Here is an 18,130-nt window from a genome sequence, read left to right on the forward strand (position 1 = left end):
TTATTAAGAAGCCCAAGCAGTTTTTGCACGGTCCACATAAAATAAATCTATCAATCTAGTAGAAATAGGGGGGGCCGATGATGCGAAACATGTGGGGTGGATATACCGTTGATCTTAACTTGATAGGGTCCGGAGCTTTAGGCAAGGTCTATAAAGCTTATGATTCGAAAGGACGTCAGCTGGCAATCAAAGAGACTTCCAACCGTGAGGCGGCAAGACGCGAAGCGCGAATTATGCAGAGTTACCGGGTTGGTGAGTTTTTGCCACGCTATTATGATTATTTTGAAATCGGGGAAAAAGGCTATTTGGTCACTGAGTATATCCGGGGGACGACTTTGGGCGATGACTTTCATAATACCTTCACCAATAAGCGGGATCAGGACTTAAGTGTAGAGATTACAATCAACATCCTCAAGGGTATTAGACAACTCCACAAAACGGGCTATATCCATAATGATGTACTGCCCAAGAATGTAATGATACTTCACAATAAGCCAGAGACGGTTAAAGTAATAGATTTCAACATTGCCAAGAAGATTGTGAGTCCCGCTGTTATGAAAAAGGAGCTGCAGGATGTGTGCAAAATATGCGCTTTCCTCATGAACGGGACGCTAGCTGATATCCATAAGGCGGAAATTCGCGATAGAGATCTTAGACATGTGTTATTAAATCCCTTTGACGTAAACGATAAGGACAGGTATCCATCGACTGACGCACTCATTGCCGCATTGCGACCATTTTGCTAAGGCTTGCACTACTGATGCCGGGGAAAAGAATGCTAAAGCCGCATGAATATGCGGCGGCAACTCCAGAGAATAGTTAATCTGACATGCGGCGGAGGTTTTTTAGGCAAGACATAATCATTCGATGAAATGAGGAGTGGGCGCAAAGATAATGTCAAATAGAACACGTAAAAAATCTTTTTTCTGGGTGTGGCAGTTCACTTCTATAGGTAATTTATGGAGGCGGATTTGAATAAAATCAAGCTATATAGATAATTTTAAAAAGTCAGCAAGATCCCACTGATGTTAAGGGATCCTGCTCACACTTTATTAAACTTAGTCCTTAAGCATTAATAGTCTCAGGTCTTTTTATTTGTAGTGGAGGAGGAATAAGCCAACCTTTTTCTTTACTCATTTCTAATATTTTTAATCCTAAGGCTGTTTTAGTTATATGATACTTCGCAAAAAGAGCGCCAATGTCTTCTCTAATAGCTTGTCCCATTGCTTGACTACAAGCAACTAGTCCAAGTGAAGTATCAGATGCAATTTTGGCGGAAATTTCAGGATCTGTAAATCTTGCACCAACTGGAATTTCTTCAAGTTTAACTGACGGTCTTTCAGGAAGCATAGGAATTGGTGAAATTCCGTTATCAATAAGAATTTTATCCAGCTCTTTGATTTCCAACTTTGCTTGATCAATAAGATCGTCCAGAACCTTTTTTAGTTCTTTGTCGCCTGAGTGATTTGAATAAGCTTGATAGCAAGATAATGCGCCTTTTGCTACTGTCGAAGCTTGCCATACACTAAAAATTTCGCCGTAGTGCAGAGGTTCATCTTTTGGATTTCCACTTAAAATTCCCATTTTATAAGCTCCTTCTAATATTAATTATTTACTAACTGTACTATTATGTCTGAATGCACCCTTAAAATTCATGGATACTTATAAAAGTTGAACTAAACAGTGACTCCGCCATAGTGTTCCTATCACACAATCCATGCATGTAGATACCCTTTTCATTTTTGTAAATATCACCGATGAGTGGCAGAACAATGGGAAAGCACCTGCGAATAGAAGGTAGAACGGGAATCAACATGGAATTTCCCAACGTCATAATTAATGGAATGGACGCAGTAGAAACACGTTATCATCTCTTGCATTAAGTTACGCAATCGTTATTGATATAATCCTGTTTATATGTACCATTATTCATCGAGGAATTATAACTGAGACTTATTTTTGAGGAGTAGTAGTCAAAATTATAAAATCACCTATAATAAAAAATTTATAGGTGATTTACATTAGCCTGTCCTATTATTAAGTATAAAAAGTTAGATAAAAGGTCGAATAGAGGTATTTCTTCATTAATAAAAAAATAGGATATTATTTATAGCTTTCGTTTCTGCCGCGATTATTCCCTCTAAGTCCTACAAGGCCTAATAGTCCTACTAAACCAAGCCATCCCCAATCCATATCATTGTCGTCTACCTTAGTGGCCTTAGCACGATAGGATGACATATCATAATTGCTGCGGTTAGTGTTTGATACGACGCCTGAACCGTTGGTGCTTTGGCCAGTGTACGTATTGCCTGTCGTCCCGTATGTTGGTGTTGTAGTTGGGGTAGTCCCAGTCACTGTTCCGGCCGATTTTCCGTCAGTGGTCCTAGTCCCCGATATTGTATCGTAATTGCTCCCCGTATAGCCCGATGTTGTGGTAGTACTGGTCCCTATTGTCCCCGAAGTACCTGTATTTGCATACGCACCAACTGCACCAAAGCTCAATGCTGCCGTAAAAGCTACCGCCAATGTTAACGTACGAAACTTTTTCACTTATGTCTTTTCCCCTCTCAGCTTATATTTGTCGTACAAAACTTATCATGCTCCGTTTCGTTCCGTATTAACTTAGAAGTTGGTGGAAAACAGGGGCTACGAGGAGGGCAAATCGTACCATCTTTGAGATCCGACGCTGCTGTCGGACAACAAGATATTAATGCGCGTAAGGGCGGCACAAATAAGAGGCATTTATTTAAAGTTTCTGATCATAATGAAGATATTGCTGCAAGTGGTAGTAAGATGCAAATTTTGAAGGAAGATCATGGACTGATAAGGAAGGGGAAAACAAATTTATTATCGAAGTGTATGTAAACTCAATTTATTAAGGCACTTCTAAATTGGTCTTTCACCTACTTTTATTAATCATATACTGAATGAGCTAGAGGAATATCATCGAATTCCTCAGGCGCTTTTGGCAAATGCCCTGGATTGAAAACCCTCCTGAGAATACTATATATCTACTATTTCACAATCGTTTTTGAATACTTGAACCGCTATAATCATATCGAAAACCATTGATCTGACTATATATATCCTATTACTGAATCTTGTTATCTACATATCGTCCATGGCCGGGGACAGCTATCCGTTTAAAATCGGCCGCCAATTGAGACAATCCGCTTGTAAGTTCCTCGCCAGACATAGGTACTCCATGACCGGTAATAGCTACACTCGGCTTTAAAACCTCTAGCTTTTTAACGGATTGCTCAGCCGCATGCCAATCGGTTGTAAAATATACCGGAGGACCTGTTAACTGCTTCTTCTGAGTGATAACCTTGTATAGTGAATCTTGCTCAACCGTTACAAAGGCATCACCTGCAATAAGTGCTCTATCCATATCCCTAAACAGTGAAACATGCCCAGGTGTATGTCCTGATGTATGGATCCATCGCCATCCTGGCATGCCGGGGATACTTCCATCAGAGGGTAAAGCCCGAACATGACTTCCAAGATTGATGGGTTCATTAGGAAAGAAAGGTGATATCTTTGCTAAAATACCACCTTCAACGGAACCGTCAGGTTCCGGATAACTGGTTTGTCCTGTTAAATAAGGTAATTCTAACTCGTGAGCATAGACGAATACATTCCAAGCCACTACTAGGTCAATAACAGCGCCAACATGATCAAAGTGACCATGTGTTAAAATAATTGCCTTTGGTCTTGACTCTGCGCCAAAACGATCTTCAACTATTTTCAATACATGGTTTGCGGATTGTGGCATACCTGTATCAACTAACACCCAATCTTCGGCAGTGCCCACTAAGCTTATATTTACGATCTGATTAGTATAGCAGAAAAGATCGTGGCTAACCTCTTCGCCAACACCGCTTCTAATGGAAGTCATCGGTATATAATTATCTGCCAATGTATCTTTCATATCTCCGTTATGAGTATGTTCCATGACCTTCCCCTTATTTTAGAATCTTTTCATTCTCGATATTATGTCCAATCTAACTCGATAGTTATAACTGAATATAGAAGAAACTAACTGAAAAGTGAATTTTTGATTATTTCTTTTGGACATAATACAACAGAGGTGATCACATCACATGCGCTGTTTACTTTGCGAAAATGAGCAAGTCTTAAAAGGTAAAAAAACGAAGTGTTTTATATGTACCATTATCAAGCGTCGATTTTCACCTGAAATTTAACTAAATTTAACTATAACGACAATCTCATCATTATCGACTGTGGATCCAAATTTCCAGATGAAAGCTAGTTGGGCATAGATCTGATTATTCCTGATAGCTCTTACTTACTTAAAAATAAAGATAAAGTAAGAGGCTATAGTTATGGATGGTCTGATTTTTTTGGATGTTTTGCAGAGAAGATTAGAGCGTCTTTTAGGGACTTTACGAATCAACTGGGATAAAATACAAGTTAAATTCTCATACTAACTTCGAGACGATGGAGGTGAAATCTATGCCCAAAAATGACGCAGATCCCAAATATGACCGCGAAGATAACCGAGCAGATAGTAAAAACAATCAGCAAAATCATGCCAATTTCCTTGAGGAAGCACAAACGTTGACGAGCGAGAAGGCCGCTGATTATGTTCCAAGTTTAAATGGTATCCCCAAAAATCAAGTTTGAGTAACTGGCTGTTCTTCTCATCATAATTGATGAGAGTGCAGCCTTTTTAGTTGTTCTATCAGCACACAAAAATATGGAGCAGTTCTGTCGCTTCGGAAACTGTCGGGCTATACAAACATTATGAGCATATTCGCAATTAGGAGAGTGAGGGATTAATATATTGACGAACATAATTTATATAAGTGGTGATGATGCCTCACCGATATATACGGGGTATCTCAAGGGTAAGAACTCGGAATGGAAGTTGGGTATCTTGACTAATTTTAATGAAAAACAAGTTGGATTAATCCAATGAATTTCTTAACCGGGGATGTGTCTGGTGCGGGGCTGAGTTTGGTCCGTGGATAATGAATAGTATGTTGAACTGAGGAAGAATGATAATTCCCGGTATTTCAATAAACTACGAGGCCGCCGGATGACCAAAAACCAACCAGCGGCCTATACATATTTGTTTACTTCGATTTCTTCTTAGCTGCAGATCTACCCTGCTTCTTCGGATCATCCGATGGTGGTGCGGCATGCTGTGAGCCGTTGGGTTTTATCGAATCAGACATGTTCAAATGCTCCTTTATTGAGAATTGTGATTAGTTATACGCATTTTTAAATTTTGACCGGAATCGTATCAGCTCTACTTCGATTTCTTTTGTTCTCCTGTTTTACCTGATGATACTGTATGCTTTGGGTTGTTGGTGTCTTTAGTTTTGCTCATGTTTATTGTGCACCTCCTGTCTTATTACATAAAAGTATTTCTCTAAACCGCAATCCTTATTAGAAAAATGGTTGTAATTCGGAATACGTTTTTTGTTTATCCCGCCATGCTGATTGAGATAGATACATGTTTGAGCACACCCCTAATGAGTCGAATGGATTGAATAGTTATCATGCTACTCATTCTAACATTGGGAAATTTTTTCTAACTGTATATTTTTAGTGGGATGTTGTGTTTTAGATAGGCTATCAGCATAATTGAGGATGAAAACGGGGTTTACGTGGACTTTACATTAAGAAACAACTTCAGAAGTATGAAATCATGGAAGAGTTTATTTTAGGTAATAAGGATCAAAAGAGTAGAGAAGAACTGTATGACTCCATACAAGGAAGAGGAGCTTTTCGAAGATTTAAAGATAGAATAATAGAACTTGGCGTTGATAAGTAGTGGTACACATTCAAAGAAAGTAAAATAAGGAAATTAGTAATTGAATGGTGTAATGAGCACAACATAGAAATCAAGGATTAAGAACGGATCCTGATTGGCCGCCGTGGTGAATATCGGCAGCTTCATTACGGTAACGGGCACCATGTATCCGCCACCAATTTATCTGCGCCGAAAGGCAAATGTAACATCCTGCATGAAGCCAGGCTGCAGATCAAGTCTTATCATACTTACGTAACTTGGGTAACCGTAGGGATACTGGTTTACGGATTTGCTAATTTTGATTAGGGGATCATTAACATGACTTCAATATAGAGGCAAATACGAATCCGGAGGCACTCGCCAGATTCGTATTTGTTTTGAAAGGTACTCGGGACATAAACAAAGGTTCTTACTATTCACGAGGAATTACAATGAATTTCGTAATTTGATAAAGAGTATTCTTTACAAAAGAATTCGAGCCAACGAGGAGCAAATGAAGAAGGCGCTAACCAAAGTAGCTCCATGCTATTACTATTGCTATTTTTGGACGGCTTCAACTTTAGCAGGAGGGATTGGGGCCTTCTTATGAATCATTTCTCCGCCAAGATGACCAGTGTATGCTACAAGAATCACCATGACAAGAGCTCCAGCTAAATAAAAAGGATTCTTCCCGATATCCAACGTTCTCCAAAAGCGGAAGACTAATCGAGTCAATAGGAGGAGAATAGCTGCAACCATCGTTAACTGTCCGAATAATTGGTGGTCTGGAAAAAGTGGATTTTTTGTCCAAGCAGGTCCAGTGAGTACTGCTGCAGTTGCTCCCAAAGCGCCTACAGCCAAGCAGAGTAACCCCGCGAAATTCCATTCCTTTCTCTTAAATAATGCAGCGGTTAGGTCAAAGATAAAACTGAAAATTAACATTGCTACAGGTACATGGTTAAAAACGTTGTGCAGATTATTTAACATAAAATCCATAATAATTAATACCCCTATTCCCATTAATTTACTTACATTTAAAAGTATCGCAGAAGAATATATAAATATCAATAATTTTTTTACATAATTCGACAAAAGACTTTTTTTCTATCTGGCGTAAAAATATTACGACTAATCTATTTTTGCTATCGCTAATTTATATAAAAATAGGTTATTTGTGATTGATTATATCTTTGGGGGAACGCTAATAGCCTTCATGATGACCCACAAAGTTCCAGTATTGTACTGGAACAATTAAAATACTTAATGCGTTATAATCGTAGGAAGGTTGTTTTTTATAATAGGGGGAGAACATTTTGAAAAAGAAGCTAGTCATAACTACAGTCGTTCTTGCAACAGTTATCGGTTGTGCCACTGCATATGCATTCTCAGAGTACAAAATAGAAGCGAAAGTAGTGCCATTCGCATATCACCTTGCAGGTGAAAACAGAGACACACTGAAGGGTGATAACTATTATGGTGCAGGTGATAAGGTCGGTCTTCCTCAAAGCATCCATTATCAAGGAACTCAATATGTACCTATTCGTGATATTGCTAATACCCTATTTCTTGAGATAGACTGGGATAGTGCTAAAAAAGTCGCAATTTTAAAACCGGTAACAGGTACAGACGCGATACCTCAAAATCTCGATGCACTAATAGAAGTGTATAGTCAACAATTACAGGTACTTCAGGGTATAAAAGCGAGCCACCGCGAAGTAGCTCTTACAGAAATCGAAGATGGATATATCAACAAAGATACTGCAATTAAAATTGCAAAAGAAACAGAACCAAATGCAAACGTAAAATGGGAAGCAACTTTCAATAAGGAATGGCAGATTGATGCTGGAGTTAAATTGCCAGGTCAACCAGCCTGGGTTGTAAAAGGCGTTTTCCCTTTGGGTAATCAAATATTAGTAATGATCGACGCTGTTTCAGGAAAACAACTAGCCGTCACTGAAATAGAAGTTAGTCCAAAATAAAAAGTGATTTTGAACTGGCAAAAAACAATAATTGAACAAAACAAGGAGCAGTTCTGCCTCGGCAACTGCTCCTTGATTTTTTTACTGTTTGGAAGAAATGAATGAGAAATTGGAGTTGAGAAAGTGCTCAAAGAAGAATTAAGAATAATCGTGGGAAATAATTTTTCTCTACCACTAGGAATAGATGAATATTCGATGGTTAAGCAAGTTGTTGATTTACTTGCTTCTACAGATCCAGAATTACGTGATAAGTTAGCGTATAGGATACTAGATAATTGGCTATTGGAAAAAAAGTTACTTCCAGATGAACAATTAGTGAAATTGCTCGATAATGCTATGTCTCATAATATGTTATTCAATAGGATTGGGGAAGTAGGCACAGATAGTATCTTTTTCCGTTCGTTCTCCTCATTATTAGTTGCTTTGTTGCTTATCCGTGATAATAGGGATCAATACTTAACTGAAAATAAAGTTCGTAACATAATGAATTCGCTAATCACCTATTGTAAGAGCGAAAAGGATTTTCGTGGCTATGTAGAAGGAAAAGGTTGGGCACATGCAGCAGCCCATATTTCTGATGCCCTTGTAGAATGTGTCCGCAACAGGTTCGTAGGGTTAGAAGAGTGCAAGTTGGTGTGGAGTGGACTAAACTCAATACTTGAAAGTGCTCCAGAAGTGTTTAGTTCAGAAGAAGATGAGCGCATAGCTACTACTGTAACTGCAATGGTGGAGTTGGGGAAGGTACATCTCTCGGTAATATGTGAGTGGCTTATGAATGTAAAATTACCTACAATAAATGAAGTAACTAGAAGACATATTCGAATTAATTTCAAGCATTTTACACGATGTCTTATGATACGGCTATCAGAAAAAGGATTGTTAGTTGCAGGAAATGATCTGATAAGGGTTGAGAGGAGATTTAATCCGTACAATGAATAAAATCTTTCCGCAACAATTGATAATTGACAGCGTAAACATTAGGAGAACAAAAAAATGGAAATGAGTGAGGGAGATAATGCGTAAATTGAGCGTCTTTGTAATGGTCGCCAGTATACTTTTGGCAATTTACTTTATTGGTCTCACTGCCCAAATAACTAGTGGAGACCGAATTTGGTGGGGGTTATCTAAAGATAGTGCGGAATATTTTTATTTACCGTGTATTGTATTAGCATTTATTAGTTTGATTGTTTATTTAAAATCTAAAGATTAAACATTTCACTCTATACTTATAGACGAACACCAACTGGAAACGATAGCTGAATAAGATAAAGTTTGCATTGAAAGGTGAAGTCTATATTGGCTGGTAAGGTATACGAAGTCATTACGCAAACGCAGAACGATAGATTAACATCCGAGGGGGTGCGTGGCAGCCCTCCACTCCGCTAACGGGGCAGTTTAGCTCAACATTGTTGTCTGCAAAAAAAATCAGCTTTCCCCTTGAACCTTACGTTACGTAATGATTTATAATGGACGTAACAGCAGGACAAAACACACAACAGCCAAAGAATCAAACAACATAAATTCGAGATCGGAGGAGAACCGGACATGAGAAAACTCGTTTTAATTAGCAGTCATATGTGCAGGATTACGAATGGGCAGTTTAGATGAGTAGTTAATGAATAATGTAGATATCCCTCATGAAAAAAGGAGAACTGAAAATGAGAAAACTCGTTCTATTTCTGCACGCATCGCTTGACAGTTTTGTAGAAGGGCCGAACGGTGAAATGGACATTGGCTGGGTTTCCTACGATGCTGATTTGGAGAAACACGCGACAGAAATTCTGAGTACTGCCGACACTGTCATTTGGGGACGTGGGACTTATCAGATGATGTACAGTTACTGGCCATCTGTGCCTTCGAACCCATCATCTTCACAGCATGAACGGAATCATGCCGAGTGGATCGAAAAGACAGCCAAAATCGTTTTTTCCACGACGCTGGAGAAAGTCGAATGGAATAATTCTAGACTGGTGAAAAAAGATATCGAGGAAGAGATCAAGAACCTCAAACAGCAGCCAGGCAAGGATATCATCATCCTCGGCAGTCCTAGGTTAGCACAGTACCTTATGCAGCTTGATTTAATAGATGAGTATAAAATTACGGTTTCTCCCGTCCTGATCGGCAGCGGGTTGCCGTTATTCCAAGGTCTCAAGGAGAAGATCAAGCTAAAACTTATCGAAAACAAGACATTTGATTCTGGAGCCATAGGCCTCGTTTACCAGACGGTTAGATGACCTTGTCTCCTAAAGTAGTTTACGCTAACCGGCAACTATAGCTCAAGAGCTGCATTGAAGCAGCTCTTTTTTGATTCCATTAAAGTAACGGGCAGATTAACGGGGTAATCCTCTTTGAAAGAAATAAGGAGGAAATTAATCATATTTCTCGAATAATTCTTTGAGCTTCCACATTATTGACTTGGAATTCACCTGCGAGGAGGACTTAAAATTGTCGAGACATCAGCAATTGAGTACACATAAGGCGCAAGAAAAAAGCCATATCCCGAATATTACACCCCCATCTAAATCGAGTCCGTTCAGCCCTATGGCTGGACATATCCAAACGCTGCAAAGAACAATAGGAAACCAAGCCGTTCAGCGTATGGTTGAAAGCGCAACCAGTTCTTCTATCCAACGTAAGGTAATCGATATCATTATCGAGCATCTCGATTTTAACGAAAGTTTTGTAACACCAAGCAGCAGCTTTGTCGACGATCTGGCCGTAGATGAACTATCAATGACGGAGATCGTCGTGGCTTTCGAGGAGGAATTCGGCATCAAAATCCCTGATGAGCAAGCGGAACGCTTTCGTACGGTAAAAGATGCTATCAGTTTCATCGCTTTTAGGAGCAAGTAATAGCGGATATAGCCGCCCTCTGGCTACAACTGTTGCTGGGAATGAGCTTAAGAATCTAACCTCACTTGTTTCTACTCCTTCCGTTTCTTGTCGGTACGCACCCTCAGATTATAGAACACCTGTGTCCTTTAGAAAGGCTCTTGCGTGGGGTAACGCCTGGGCTTTAGCAGATCTCCCTTACGGTTGGGAAGATACGAGGTCTGTCTATTTAATTAAGAATGGCAGCATGGGCTTTGATTTTGGCGGCGTCTACGATGTCGTGAGTCGGCATGAGGCGATCGGCTACACCATGGAAGACGGAAGAAGAGCGGATATTGCTTTTGTCGATCAAGGGAATAAGACGAAGGTCATTGAAACGTTCGACGCGGAAAACTCCAATCCCGTCGAGTTCCAGCAAGCAGGCTGGCAAGCGATCATGGACAATTTCAAAGCCTTTACCGAACAAAACTAATCATCGCGAAGAAGACGCCGGGGAAGATGCCCGGCGTCTTTATTTTTGTACCCTAGTACGAGGGCACTCTCCGTTAGCCTTAACCTTGTGCTGCATCCATGTTCATGTAGTTAATGGCCCACAGATGACCGTCCAAGTCCACGAAGCCCCAATGATACATGGACCCATAATCTTCAGGTTCAGCGTGCAATTTCCCGCCTAAGGAGACCGCGGTATTCACGATTTCATCGACCTTTTCCCGGCTCTCGAAGGCCAGTGCGATCGTCATCTGCGCATACTTGCTCGTATCGACGGATTCCTTCTCCGTGAGCGTATTAAAGAATGCTTGATTGATCAGCATGACCTGCAGGTTGTCGCCGATCACGATGGCTACCGAATTCTCGTTCTCGGGGAATTGCGGGTTGATCTCGAATCCGAGTCCGGTGAAGAACGCTTTCGATTGTTCTACGTTTTTTACAGGCAGGTTGAAGCTCGTGAATGCGGACGTTAATGCCATTATCAAAACACCTCTTCGTCAAATTAGTTTGTGTTTATTTATGCCTTCGTTTATATAGACGACAGCCGATCCGGGAATTCATCGGTCTCATGGATTCGGAAGCGTAAATTTTGAAAATTAATGATAAAACCGAAGTACGAAAGAAAAAGTTCGAATCCGTCGCCATTCAGTATTAGGTTAAATGTCTTTTTAATGCTTACATTTCTCCTGTTCTCTTCACTAATCGTACGTTTTGCTTATCTACAGTTCGTCGAGGGTCCGAGTCTCTAGGAACGTCAGACAAGCAATGATTGCGAAGGGCGTATCCATCCCGCCCATCCGCTCCAACATTTACGATTCGGCGGGACAGCAGATCGCATATTCATTCTCAACTCAGTCCCTATAGTTTACTTTCAAAACAGGCTTTAAGCAAGAAGCGGCGGAGGCGCTGGCTGCAAAACTCGTACAGCTGTTAACGAAAAAGGCGAAGCGAATTCCAAGCTGTTGACGACTGAGGAAGTTATCGAGGCTATGGACATTAAAGGCAGAACGCATCTGCCATTCCAACAACGACGGATCAAATTGGGACTGTCAAAAGAAGAGATCGCCTATCTTTGGGAGCACCGCGACGAGTATCCGGGCATGGAGATCGTGGAGGAGCGCATCCGCCACTACAGTCCCGACCGGGTCGCAGCTCAATTGGTCGGCTATGTGAGCAAGATGAAGGGAGCCAAGTCTCAATACATACGAAGAACGGCAGCCTGTGCATTGAACTGCACCCAATTACTAAACACAACTAACAATTGGGGTGCAGTTCAGATTACAGGAATGGCTGTACTTAGTTAATGAATTGCAAGGGTTGAAGCATGCGCTTGAGCATCGTAGCTGCTTGCGCCCTCGTCGCATTGTCTTGCGCAGCAAAAGTGGTTGCTGTCGTGCCTTGCACAATACCCGCTGCGAGCGATTGTTCAACGGCATCTTGGGCCCACGCTGAGATGGAAACGCGATCCGTAAACTTATACAGGGTGCTGCCGCCCGGTTGAATTTCTTTTCCGCTGAATTTTAGTGATCAAACGATCATGGTGACCATTTGTTCGCGTGTGATATTGGCGTTCGATTTAAATGAATCGTCTTCGAAGCCGGTAACGAGCCCCGCTTTTTGGGCTGCACCTACAGCCCCGGCATACCAGTCTTGATCTGTGACATCTGTATAAGCATTGTCCTTGTCATCTTGCAGTCCGAGCGAACGGACGAGGAGTGCGGCAAATTCCGCTCTTGTAATTTGGCGATCTGGGGCAAATTGGTTATTACTCCAGCTATTAACAATAAGCTTATTCGCAAGCATTTCCACGTCCTCTTTAGCCCAGTGTCCGCTTAAATCGGCAAAGGATCGATTGGATTTGATGACCGTGTATACACTGTTGTGTGGGGAGTGGATTAATACTTCCGCAGAGTCGCTGCGGTTGGTGAACACGGAAGGGATGAAGTGCATGTGCTGCTCCGTATCTATCCACACAGCTGTTGATTTCGTAGGATCAACGAAAGAATTGAAATGTGATAACAGCGTTGTCTACTTGATCTTGCGTGTCAATATTGGGGTATCATCATCCATATCCGTTAATATTGTACAGCTATAATCATTTTCTCATATCTTGTTAGTTACAAAGCGTATCAAGGTTTGGCGAGATGCAGATAGTCATTTTGAGGCTATGTTTGGAGGGGCGAATAATCATTTTTGTAGTAAATCCTTTGAAAAGGGGAGGGTGTGATAGTCAATTCTTGTTCGGTCCTTTGATCGCGATCCGCCAAGTTTAGCCTGAATTATTCAACATCTGAGCAAATGATTATAGCGGAAATAAGTGTGCCACTTGTATAATCTGAGTATATTTTTCGAAAAAGTATAGGAGGTTGAGAGACTACATGATGATGAAAGCGCTTCGAATTATGTTGTGTCTGCTGTTTCTTTCTTCCTACGTGCCGCTTATCGGTGCGTCTGAAATCCAGGCGGCAGCGCCGGTTACATCTCTTGTCAATGATAATTTTGAAGGCAATACATTAGGAGTATTAACTGTAGGGTATATTCCACCTTTTGGCAGCGGTGTGATTACTGCTTTTACAGCTACGAACAATTCTACGGTAATTAATAGTAGTAACCCTAGAAATAGCTATGGCCAAACATCGACTGCTTTAGTCGGAAACACAACCAATGTATTATGGATCAGTGACGGTGCAGGCAGAGGCGGCTTCAATAAAGCCTTCACGCCAGTAACCGCAGCGAGCGGCAAAGGGATGACTGCGCAGCTCGACTTTATGGAAGGCGCTATGGTAAGCGACTCATACGTTTTGGAATTGCTAGACAGTAATAAGAAAATAGCGCTTTCCTTAAAGGCCGATTATGCCTTTCCGGATCCTCTAACAGGCGGCACACAAAAATTCCAGGCGAAAACCTGGTATACGGTGAAGTACGTTGCCGATGTAAAAGCCAATACGGCAGATCTTTATATTAATGGCATCTTCTCCGGTAATTTCAAATTCGCAAGCCCGGTTACAGATATCGCGTCTATCAATTTTAGAATGGCGGGTACATCGACAGGGAATGCGTATGTGGACAACATCATCGTTTCTCAACAGGAAGCGGTGACACCACAGAACTTGACAGCCGAAGGCGCAAACCGCAGGGTTGAGCTTAGCTGGGATGCAACAAGCGGAACAGATACTTATAACGTGTATCGCAGTGAATCCCCTGATGGCATCTATGAAAAGCTTGCAGAAGGAATGCCGTCAAACAGCTACACGGACACTGCCGGTCTGACTAACGATAAATACTACTATTATAAGGTAACATCGGTGAACTCGTCTGGTGAAAGTGAGTATTCGTATTATGCGTCTGGCTATCCTAATAACGTGGAACCCCCTTCAGACGAGATTACAGGTCTTAACGCCATTGTCAGAAACGGGCAGCTTACAGTCGCCTGGAATCCTGTTAATAAAGCAACCTTCTATACGCTTGAGAGAAGCACAACACCAGAAGGACCTTTTGTCCCATTATTGACGAACGGAAAACCCAAGCTTACCAGCACCTCCTATCTGGATACGAACTTGCGTTCGGATACGACGTATTGTTACAGAGTTTCAGCCGGGAATGTCGGCGGTATGGGTGAGCCCAAACTGCTCGAGAAAGCATCCCCTGCAGCACCGTTAGGTACACCGACGCTATTGAGCATCGAGCCTGGAAATAACCAAGATCAGCTAAACTGGACTTCAGTAACGAAGGCATCGTCATACAGCGTAAAAAGAAGTTTGGTAAACGGTGGACCTTACACAGCTCTAGCTAATGTTAACGGAACCAGTTACTTAGATACCACAGCGGAGAATGGCAAGACTTATTATTATGTAGTAGCTGCTGTGAGTGATAGACAAGAAAGCATGATTTCAAATCAATTAAAAGCGAAGCAATATGCTCCGGTTAATGGTGCACCAGCTAAACCGACAAGCTTCCAAGCAGTCGCAAACGAAGGCAGCGTAAGCCTTTCCTGGAATGCGGTAATTGGCGCTTCTTCATACAATGTAAAGAGAGCTATTTCTGCTGAAGGGCCATATACGGTCATTTCTTCAACTTACGGTGCCACATTTGGCGATTCGAGCGTGACAAACGGGATCACTTATTATTATGTTGTTTCTGCTGTAAATTCGAACGGCGAAAGCCCAGAAACGGATGAACTTGTTGTTCTTCCAGCGGCCGTGCTGACGGTTGATAAAAATGTAACGGCTGATGGAGTAAAAGTATTCAATACGATTCAAAGCGCTATTAATCAGGTTCCGATAAATAATACCACAAGAACGATTATTAATATCGCTTCAGGTGCGTTTACCGAAAAGGTTAAGGTTGATCGTCCTTATGTAAGTCTTGTAGGCGCGGGCATGGATAAAACAACCATTATGTATAGCGATTACGCAGGGACAGCGGTTACACAGGGCAAGCCTGGTCACACTGGAAACACGTTCCTGAGCCAGACGGTGGATGTAACGGCAGACTTCTTTAACGCTTCCAATTTAACAATCGAGAACAGCGCTGGACCGCGCAATGAAGTGGCACAAGCGGTAGCTCTGTCACTCAAAAGCGATATGGCGGTATTGGAATCTGTAAGATTGAAAGGCTTTCAGGATACGCTGTACAACGGCTTAAATGCCAAAAGTCAGGGACGCCATTATTTTCACAATAGCATTATTGAAGGAGACGTCGATTTCATCTTCGGTGAAGCTCCCGCTGTCGTTATGGACAATGTGAAATTAGTGCTTGTGAGCAATGTCCCGACCGGCGCGAGTGCAGGAGGACATATTACGGCAGGAGCGCAGAAAAATACGACGGACAAGGGTTATGTATTTTTTAATTCTCAAGTGGTTGATGGCCCTTCTGCACAAGGGATCTACGACTTGGGACGCCCTTGGAAGGACTACGCAAGAGCTACATTTATCAACACTTTAATCGATTCAAAGAAATTTCTTCCAGAGGGTTGGGCGGCTTCATGTGCGGGTTCCTGTATAACTAGCTATTTTTCTGAATATAACAGCTATGGATACGGAGCGAATGCAACCGCACGTCAAATTTCCTCCCAGCTCACGGGACAGGAAGCGAGTTTGACGATTCCGCAAATTTTAGGTGGCTGGGATCCATCGATTCCGGTTATCATGCCGAAAGTAAACTATGCGCCAGCAGTAGTGGTTACATCCTCCAACTTTGATAAGAACCCAGCGAGTCAGGCAGATATTAACGTAAGCGTCAGGAGCAACGGATTTGCTTTGACGAATATCACGAATGGCACAGGAGTTCTTGGATCGTTGGACTACACCGTTACCAGCAATGTATATACCCTCAAGAAAGATTACCTTTCCCGACTACCTGTGGGATCAGTGACACTGGGCTTTAACTTCGGAGACATTGACGTGCCATTGATTGTAAATGTGATCGATAGTGGGGAGAACGACATTGGCAGACAGGTTCTGACGCCTAATGACGGATGGGGAGCCCATACCACAGGAACAACCGGCGGATCGACGGCTAATCCGGAACAAATTTATATTGTGAGCAAGCGCAGTGAACTAGTGAAAGCATTGCCAGGCGGCACTATGCCGAAGATGATCTACATCAACGGCACGATAGATATGAATGTGGATCAAAACGACAACCCGATAGGTATAGAATTCTACAAAGACCCACTTTATGACTTTGACGCTTATCTCCGGGTATACGACCCGGCCGTTTGGGGTAAAACATTGCCTGGCGGCGCTTTGGAAGAGGCACGTGTAAGATCGGCAAGTAATCAGAGCAAACAAATCAAAGTTAATGTCGGTTCAAATACGACGATCGTCGGTCTGCCAGGCACCAATGCGAAGATTCTCGGCGGCAATCTGAACGTAGAGAATGTGGATAATGTCATTATCCGGAACATCGAATTCCGGAACACATTCGATTATTTCCCGCAGTGGGATCCAACGGATGGCGAGGCGGGGAATTGGAACTCCGCTTATGACAGCATCTCGGTTAAAGGCTCCACTCATGTTTGGATCGACCACAATACATTTAGTGACTTAGGTGGCCTTGATGATCCGAATCACACCTATTTTGGACGCAAGTATCAACAACACGACGGTGCTGTGGATATGACGAATGCCTCCGACATGATTACCGTATCTTATAACTACTTCCATGATCACGACAAGACGACGCTTGTAGGTGGAAGTGATAGCTTTAGTGGGGATGCTGGCAAAGAAAGAATTACTTTCCATCACAACTTTTATCGGAATGTAGGTCAGCGTGCACCACGAGTACGTTACGGTCAAGTTCATGTGTACAACAACTATTACGAAGGAACAGCGAACCATCCGAATAATCCATTCCTCTATGCAATCGGGGTAGGATACCAATCGCAGGGCTATGCTGAAAATAATTATTTTGCGAATGATGCGGGGACATTGCCTTCATCCCTGATTCAAGTATCCAGCGGCACTGCATTTACAGACAAAGGCTCCGTATTGAATGGCGAAAATGTTGAAATTGCCGTTAGCAACGGTACTTTGCAGCCTGTAAATTGGACGCCAAGACTTTACACTTTTGTGGATCATACGGCAGATGTTCCAGCTATCGTTATTCAGCATGCGGGTGCAGAAAACACACAAACAGGCGACACCTTTGCACCGCTTTGGAACTCTGGCAATATGACCGCAACGAATGTAACGAAAACCAGCTTGACATTAAATTGGCATGCAGCGGTAGATAACATTGGAGTGACCGGTTTTAGGGTTTATCTGGTGAGCGATACTTCTGCAAGGGAAATCGCAGTTTTGGGCAACATTACAACGTACAATGTCACTAATTTGCAAAAAGATACAAATTACAAGTTTATGATTCGAGCAGTAGACGCAGCTGGAAACTTGAGTCTTTCCGGTCCTAGTGTCACGATTCGAACGGATCACGATAACAGGGACAAAAATCCAAACGACCCAAAAAAGGGTAACTAAACTTGTAGAGCACTCCTTAAAATAGACATTGGAAAACCCTTTGGTTAATCCAGTGAATTATAAGGGGTGCTTTTTTTATGGCGGTCTTTGGA

At 42.0% G+C, this 18,130-nt stretch carries 17 protein-coding genes and 1 pseudogene; 10 read left to right on the forward strand and 8 right to left on the reverse strand.

The window, feature by feature from the left end; genetic code table 11:
• The first annotated feature begins 80 nt into the window (after nt 1-80).
• Nucleotides 81-746 carry a protein kinase domain-containing protein gene (locus L6I86_RS26010; RefSeq protein WP_236291313.1) on the forward strand — a complete coding sequence of 222 codons (666 nt, stop codon included), beginning with the start codon at nt 81-83 and terminating at the stop codon, nt 744-746.
• A gap of 319 nt (nt 747-1,065) precedes the next feature.
• Here the strand turns inward: L6I86_RS26010 and L6I86_RS26015 are convergent, their stop codons facing one another.
• The 4 genes and pseudogenes from L6I86_RS26015 to L6I86_RS26030 all read right to left on the reverse strand — a co-directional run bounded on the left by L6I86_RS26015 (nt 1,066) and on the right by L6I86_RS26030 (nt 3,931).
• Nucleotides 1,066-1,584 (reverse strand): DUF3231 family protein, encoded by a 519-nt coding sequence (locus tag L6I86_RS26015; protein WP_236291314.1) that lies wholly within the window; start codon nt 1,582-1,584, stop codon nt 1,066-1,068.
• Nucleotides 1,585-1,783: 199 nt separating this feature from the next.
• Nucleotides 1,784-1,846, reverse strand: a pseudogene (locus tag L6I86_RS26020) (MFS transporter); the annotation flags it as partial.
• 257 nt (nt 1,847-2,103) lie between these two features.
• Complete coding sequence (locus L6I86_RS26025; RefSeq protein WP_236291315.1) at nt 2,104-2,550, reverse strand: WGxxGxxG family protein; 447 nt, start codon at nt 2,548-2,550, stop codon at nt 2,104-2,106.
• A gap of 541 nt (nt 2,551-3,091) precedes the next feature.
• On the reverse strand, nt 3,092-3,931 hold the full coding sequence (locus L6I86_RS26030) for an MBL fold metallo-hydrolase (protein ID WP_236291316.1): 840 nt from the start codon (nt 3,929-3,931) through the stop codon (nt 3,092-3,094).
• 545 nt (nt 3,932-4,476) lie between these two features.
• On the opposite strand from L6I86_RS26030, the gene L6I86_RS26035 reads away from it, so the two are divergent.
• Nucleotides 4,477-4,647, forward strand: coding sequence for a hypothetical protein (locus tag L6I86_RS26035; protein ID WP_236291317.1), 171 nt, complete (start codon nt 4,477-4,479; stop codon nt 4,645-4,647).
• A 1,030-nt stretch (nt 4,648-5,677) separates the two neighbouring features.
• Nucleotides 5,678-5,803: a hypothetical protein gene (locus tag L6I86_RS35725; protein WP_276574896.1), complete on the forward strand. Its 126-nt coding sequence runs from the start codon at nt 5,678-5,680 to the stop codon at nt 5,801-5,803.
• Nucleotides 5,804-6,319: 516 nt separating this feature from the next.
• On the opposite strand, the gene L6I86_RS26040 is transcribed toward L6I86_RS35725, so the two are convergent.
• A complete protein-coding gene (locus L6I86_RS26040) occupies nt 6,320-6,853 on the reverse strand; it encodes a DUF2231 domain-containing protein (RefSeq protein ID WP_236291318.1) in 534 nt (177 codons plus the stop codon).
• A gap of 221 nt (nt 6,854-7,074) precedes the next feature.
• Between L6I86_RS26040 and L6I86_RS26045 the strand changes: the two genes are divergently transcribed.
• The 5 genes from L6I86_RS26045 (at nt 7,075) to L6I86_RS26065 (ending at nt 11,044) form a co-directional block, all read left to right on the forward strand.
• Nucleotides 7,075-7,740: a PepSY domain-containing protein gene (locus L6I86_RS26045; RefSeq protein WP_236291319.1), complete on the forward strand. Its 666-nt coding sequence runs from the start codon at nt 7,075-7,077 to the stop codon at nt 7,738-7,740.
• 123 nt (nt 7,741-7,863) lie between these two features.
• Entirely contained in the window at nt 7,864-8,679 is an 816-nt protein-coding gene (locus L6I86_RS26050; RefSeq protein ID WP_236291320.1) for a DUF2785 domain-containing protein, read from the forward strand.
• A 719-nt stretch (nt 8,680-9,398) separates the two neighbouring features.
• On the forward strand, nt 9,399-9,974 hold the full coding sequence (locus L6I86_RS26055) for a dihydrofolate reductase family protein (RefSeq protein WP_236291321.1): 576 nt from the start codon (nt 9,399-9,401) through the stop codon (nt 9,972-9,974).
• 211 nt (nt 9,975-10,185) lie between these two features.
• On the forward strand, nt 10,186-10,593 hold the full coding sequence (acpP, locus tag L6I86_RS35595; RefSeq protein WP_253074979.1) for an acyl carrier protein: 408 nt from the start codon (nt 10,186-10,188) through the stop codon (nt 10,591-10,593).
• Between the two features lie 121 nt (nt 10,594-10,714).
• A complete protein-coding gene (locus L6I86_RS26065) occupies nt 10,715-11,044 on the forward strand; it encodes an SRPBCC domain-containing protein (RefSeq protein WP_338113445.1) in 330 nt (109 codons plus the stop codon).
• Between the two features lie 79 nt (nt 11,045-11,123).
• Here L6I86_RS26065 and L6I86_RS26070 read toward each other — a convergent pair whose 3' ends face one another.
• Complete coding sequence (locus L6I86_RS26070) at nt 11,124-11,540, reverse strand: VOC family protein (protein ID WP_236291322.1); 417 nt, start codon at nt 11,538-11,540, stop codon at nt 11,124-11,126.
• Between the two features lie 483 nt (nt 11,541-12,023).
• Between L6I86_RS26070 and L6I86_RS26075 the strand changes: the two genes are divergently transcribed.
• Complete coding sequence (locus tag L6I86_RS26075) at nt 12,024-12,365, forward strand: hypothetical protein (RefSeq protein ID WP_276574897.1); 342 nt, start codon at nt 12,024-12,026, stop codon at nt 12,363-12,365.
• Here the strand turns inward: L6I86_RS26075 and L6I86_RS35980 are convergent.
• Complete coding sequence (locus tag L6I86_RS35980; RefSeq protein ID WP_420851933.1) at nt 12,358-12,564, reverse strand: S-layer homology domain-containing protein; 207 nt, start codon at nt 12,562-12,564, stop codon at nt 12,358-12,360. The two genes, L6I86_RS26075 and L6I86_RS35980, sit on opposite strands and share 8 nt — an antisense overlap.
• A gap of 24 nt (nt 12,565-12,588) precedes the next feature.
• Nucleotides 12,589-13,035, reverse strand: coding sequence for an S-layer homology domain-containing protein (locus L6I86_RS26080; RefSeq protein ID WP_236291324.1), 447 nt, complete (start codon nt 13,033-13,035; stop codon nt 12,589-12,591).
• 404 nt (nt 13,036-13,439) lie between these two features.
• On the opposite strand from L6I86_RS26080, the gene L6I86_RS26085 reads away from it, so the two are divergent.
• A complete protein-coding gene (locus L6I86_RS26085) occupies nt 13,440-18,038 on the forward strand; it encodes a pectinesterase family protein (protein ID WP_236291325.1) in 4,599 nt (1,532 codons plus the stop codon).
• Nucleotides 18,039-18,130: the final 92 nt, after the last annotated feature.

Origin of the sequence: Paenibacillus allorhizoplanae (assembly GCF_927798215.1) — a bacterium.
GTDB lineage: Bacteria > Bacillota > Bacilli > Paenibacillales > NBRC-103111 > Paenibacillus_E > Paenibacillus_E allorhizoplanae.

Bases quoted from the DNA above. Each gene is read 5' to 3' on its own strand.
- L6I86_RS26085 (WP_236291325.1), top strand. From the start codon at position 13,440: ATGATGATGAAAGCGCTTCGAATTATGTTGTGTCTGCTGTTTCTTTCT.
- L6I86_RS26015 (WP_236291314.1), bottom strand. From the start codon at position 1,584: ATGGGAATTTTAAGTGGAAATCCAAAAGATGAACCTCTGCACTACGGC.
- L6I86_RS26035 (WP_236291317.1), top strand. From the start codon at position 4,477: ATGCCCAAAAATGACGCAGATCCCAAATATGACCGCGAAGATAACCGA.
- L6I86_RS35725 (WP_276574896.1), top strand. From the start codon at position 5,678: ATGGAAGAGTTTATTTTAGGTAATAAGGATCAAAAGAGTAGAGAAGAA.
- L6I86_RS26030 (WP_236291316.1), bottom strand. From the start codon at position 3,931: ATGAAAGATACATTGGCAGATAATTATATACCGATGACTTCCATTAGA.
- L6I86_RS26010 (WP_236291313.1), top strand. From the start codon at position 81: ATGCGAAACATGTGGGGTGGATATACCGTTGATCTTAACTTGATAGGG.
- L6I86_RS26055 (WP_236291321.1), top strand. From the start codon at position 9,399: ATGAGAAAACTCGTTCTATTTCTGCACGCATCGCTTGACAGTTTTGTA.
- L6I86_RS26070 (WP_236291322.1), bottom strand. From the start codon at position 11,540: ATGGCATTAACGTCCGCATTCACGAGCTTCAACCTGCCTGTAAAAAAC.